Origin of the sequence: Cupriavidus necator (assembly GCF_040578825.1) — a bacterium.
GTDB classification, from domain to species: domain Bacteria; phylum Pseudomonadota; class Gammaproteobacteria; order Burkholderiales; family Burkholderiaceae; genus Cupriavidus; species Cupriavidus necator_E.
The window spans coordinates 1-3939 of the sequence record NZ_JBEFLI010000155.1 but is presented as its reverse complement, the minus strand read 5'-3'; the positions used below and the strand labels follow the sequence as shown (position 1 = coordinate 3939).

General features: G+C 60.2%; 3 protein-coding genes and 1 pseudogene. 2 read left to right on the top strand and 2 right to left on the bottom strand.

The genetic code is table 11. The features are described 5' to 3' along the window. Both AB1I47_RS33500 and petA read left to right on the top strand, forming a co-directional pair. Nucleotides 1-558: pseudogene (locus AB1I47_RS33500) on the top strand (hypothetical protein); the annotation flags it as partial. A gap of 124 nt (nt 559-682) precedes the next feature. Beyond that, nucleotides 683-1288 (top strand): ubiquinol-cytochrome c reductase iron-sulfur subunit, encoded by a 606-nt coding sequence (petA, locus tag AB1I47_RS33495; protein WP_354687944.1) that lies wholly within the window; start codon nt 683-685, stop codon nt 1286-1288. A 535-nt stretch (nt 1289-1823) separates the two neighbouring features. Here petA and AB1I47_RS33490 read toward each other — a convergent pair. Further along, the gene (locus AB1I47_RS33490) at nt 1824-3188 is read right to left on the bottom strand and encodes a heavy metal sensor histidine kinase (protein ID WP_354687943.1); all 1365 of its coding nucleotides are present in this window, start codon (nt 3186-3188) and stop codon (nt 1824-1826) included. A 2-nt stretch (nt 3189-3190) separates the two neighbouring features. After that, on the bottom strand, nt 3191-3877 hold the full coding sequence (locus AB1I47_RS33485) for a heavy metal response regulator transcription factor (RefSeq protein ID WP_354687945.1): 687 nt from the start codon (nt 3875-3877) through the stop codon (nt 3191-3193). Nucleotides 3878-3939: the final 62 nt, after the last annotated feature.

Genomic DNA, 3939 nt, shown 5'->3' with positions numbered 1-3939 from the left:
TTCGGGCCCGGCGAGACCTGTGATGTGGTGGTCGAGCCGCGCGACGAAGCCTATACCATTTTCTCCCAGTCGATGGAACGCACGGGCTATGCCCGCGACACCCTGGCGACGCGAGCGGGTCTGACCGCGCCGGCGCTCGACAAGGCAGAGTGGCTCACCACGGCGGACATGATGGGCAGCATGGGCGGCCTGGATCACGGTGGCATAGCCATGCAGGGCATGAGCCACGGGGCCATGGCCAGGGACCACAGCCAGCACGCCGTCACGAATATTGGGACAGGCAACTGGTGGTTACGGAGCCAGGCCCCGGACACCAAATGCCAGCCAGTTGCGGGCCGGCCATCCATAGCCGGCATCGATAGTGCAGCCTTTCGCAGCCAAAGTGAACGCTGGGGATCTCTGCAAGCCGCCGGTATACTCGACGAGATGGCCCAGGTGATCGTCCCTGCAGCCATAGTTGCAGCGAATCTCTGCATCAACCTCGACGGTTTCAACCGGACAGGCAGGCCCGTTAGTAACATACGATTCTTTCGTTTCGTGCCGTGGACTGGCTCCTAAAATAAATGCATTGTGTACCCCAAGTTCATTTCTGGCCGTAGCCAAGCGGAAGCGGTTTCTTTGGCGCCCTCGGGTAACGAAGCGTCCGGACCAGCGCGTTGGTCCCGGACTGGAGATAACTGCCATGAACGATTCAGTCGCAGATCCACAAGACTTGGGTCAGCGCAGGTTGCTTCTGCGGGCGACGAGTGCTATCGGAGGGATAGGGCTGGTCAGTACCATGCTGCCGTTTGTGCAAAGCATGGCGCCAAGCAATGCCGCCAGATCGAGAGGCGCGCCTGTGGACGTACGTCTCGACACGGTGGAGCCGGGCTCGCTGGTCACCGTCGCATGGCGGGGCAAGCCCGTATGGATTTTGCACCGGACCAGCGCCATGCTGGAAGGGCTCGGTAAGCATGACGGCCTGTTGGCCGATCCACAATCCCGGCAGGCCCAGCAGCCTCCCTATGCCGCCAATGGGACCCGCTCGATCCGGCCAGATTTCTTTGTCGCGGTAGGGATTTGCACACATCTGGGCTGCGTGCCTACCTTTCGGCCAGAGGTGGGTGCCGCGGATTTGGGAGATCGCTGGCCGGGGGGCTTCTTTTGCCCCTGTCATGGCTCCAAATTCGATCTGGCCGGGCGCGTTTTCAGGAGTGTTCCGGCGCCGCTCAATCTAGAGGTTCCACCGCACGAGTATCTTGGAGACACAGGACTGGTGGTTGGCAGGGATCGCCAGGTGGCAGAATGATTTCGTCAGGTTGCGCATGCCCGATCTCTCAAACTCCCGGCCTACGGAGCAATCGAAAGGAAGTGGAGCACTGAGCGTGGTGCACCCCTGCAGTCCGAATGGTGGCCAGCAACCTTGCACCGCCATTTATGCGCGGATTTACACCGCCGTCGACACCCCTAGTGACGGAGAGGACGACCAAGATGGCAAATCCGTCATTCGCCAGTAATCTCATTGCAACGACGCTCCGTTCAAACTACAGACCACATGACCCTAAGGTCATGTCCTTCAAGGAGCCAATGATGAGAAACCTCGCCCGCTTGGTTACGGCCCTGTCGCTGTCGCTGACCGCTTATGCCGCCTTCGCCCTCCCCAGTGCTCACGCCGCCGCCCCCTCCGCCGTCGTTGTAGCGGCCAGCCCCGCGCACGGGCCGGTGACGGGACCCCGAGACTCCTTCTGCGATGGCGCTTGAGCAAGCCTGTTGCGCTGAGGCTGGGCCACCGGCAATCCCCAACCTAGGTATTGCCGGTGCTGATTGCCGTGCCGCGCCCTGGTCTACGCAGTCCTGCCACCACGAAATCGCAGTTCGAACCGGATAAGTCCGCCCTCCAGGTTCTCCGCGCCTGCGGTACCACCGTGCAGATCCATGATCGAGCGCACAATTGCAAGACCCAGGCCGGTTGAACGATGGGAGTTCGAACGTGCGCGGTCCGCTCGATAGAAGCGTTCGAAGATGTGTGCGATATCCCACTCGGGGATGGCTTGCCCGCGATTGGTGACGTGGATTACCACATCGCCTCCAATGTGTGCGCTTCGTATGACCACTGTGGAGTCTGACTCGGCATGCTCAACCGCATTGACTAATAGGTTGTTGATGGCCCGGCGAAACAACATCGGGTCAGCCATCAGCCGGCCGTTCGCTGTCACCGAAATCGTGATGCCCCGTTCCTCTGCAAGCATGGAGAAGTAGTCCGCCAACTTCGAGAGCTCTTCCGCGAGGTCGATGCTGACCGTATCGAGGCGAATGTTTGCGCCGTCAGCCCGCGCCAGGAACAGCATCGCATCGATCATGCGCGATAGTCGCTGATACTCGAGCAGGCCTTCCTCCATGAGCAGCGCATACTCCGCTGCGGTACGCTCCTTGGAGAGTGCCACCTCGGCGTGCCCGATCAGGTTGTTCAACGGCGTGCGCATGTCATGAGCGAGATCGGCCGAAAACCGGTACAGCCGCTCGTAGCCAGTCTCCAGGCGTTGCAGCATCTCATTGAATGCATTCGCAATCTCTCGCACCTCGGCAGGCCGGGTTGGCGCATCCACTCTGTAACTCAGTTGCTCCACGTTGATCCGGTTGACTTGCTGCACCAGGCGCTGAGTCGGCTGAAGTTCCCGCCTGGCAATCGCTGCACCAACCATGGCGGTCAGGATGACGCCCACAGTTGTGCCCAGCAGCAAGCTATTCTTGAACCTGGTGACAACCTGAACCCGCTCGAGCCCGCTCTGCGCGATTGTCACCAAGACTTCGGCGCCGCTATCGCCCAGCGCGGTAGTTTCCTTGCCCATCACCAGCGGGGGGCTGGCAGGCGAACCGCTTTCTTCACCGGCCAAATCGAAGTTCTGCGGCAGCGCATCACTGGTTCGGTACAGTAGCTGCCCCTTTTCCGAGCGGACGCGTATCGCGAGACCGTCGTAGCCACGCACGATGTCGTCGAAACGATGGGTGGAATCCGTCATGCCCTCAAAGGCATCGACCTCGCGCATGAGGTGCGCGATCTGGGCCAGCTTTCCTCGAACAATTTCCTCATCCCGCGATACCAACTGCGCCTGAAGCGCATAGTAGGCGTAGGCCCCCATGCTGCTTAGTGCGACGGTGGCCAGGATGGAAAAGAGGAGTGCCAGCCGGCTTGGAAGCGACTGCGTCACGGCTATCGTCCTCGCTCGGGGTCCAACACGTAGCCCATGCCGCGAACCGTGTGGATGACCTCAAACGGGTCATCTACTTTGGCCCGCAAACGACGAATCGCGACATCCACCACGTTGGTGTCCGTATCAAAATTGACGTCCCACACGTGGGAGGCGATGGACGGGCAGGACATCACTTCCCCGCAGCGTCTGGCGAGCAGATGCAACAAGGCAAACTCTTGGGTGGTCAGTTCCACCTTCGCGTCGCTGCGGAAGACGCGTCGCCCCAGCATGTCAATGTCAAGGTCGGCAATGCGCAGGCGTTCCGACTCACGTCCGATGCATTGCCGCAAGCAACGCCGGATTCTGGCGAGAAGTTCGGCAAACGCGAAGGGTTTCACTAAGTAGTCGTCGGCCCCAAGCTCGAAGCCCTTTACTCGGTCCGACACTTCATCCTGCGCTGTCAGGAACAGCACTGGCGTATTACTTGTCAGCCGGATGGTTTTGATAACACTCCAACCGTTCACACCCGGCAACATGACATCCAGAAGAATCACATCGTACTGCATCTCCGCCGCGAGATGCAGGCCGTCGGTGCCAGTCGTCGCCACGTCGACCATGAATCCTGACTCGGTCAAGCCCTTCTTAAGATACTCGGCCGTCCGGACCTCGTCTGTAAGCGAGTCGCCAGCACCGTCTGTACCGTTCAGTAGAGTGGCGCCAAAGTAGTTCCCACCAAATAGTGATGGGAACTACTTTGTCACAGTCACAG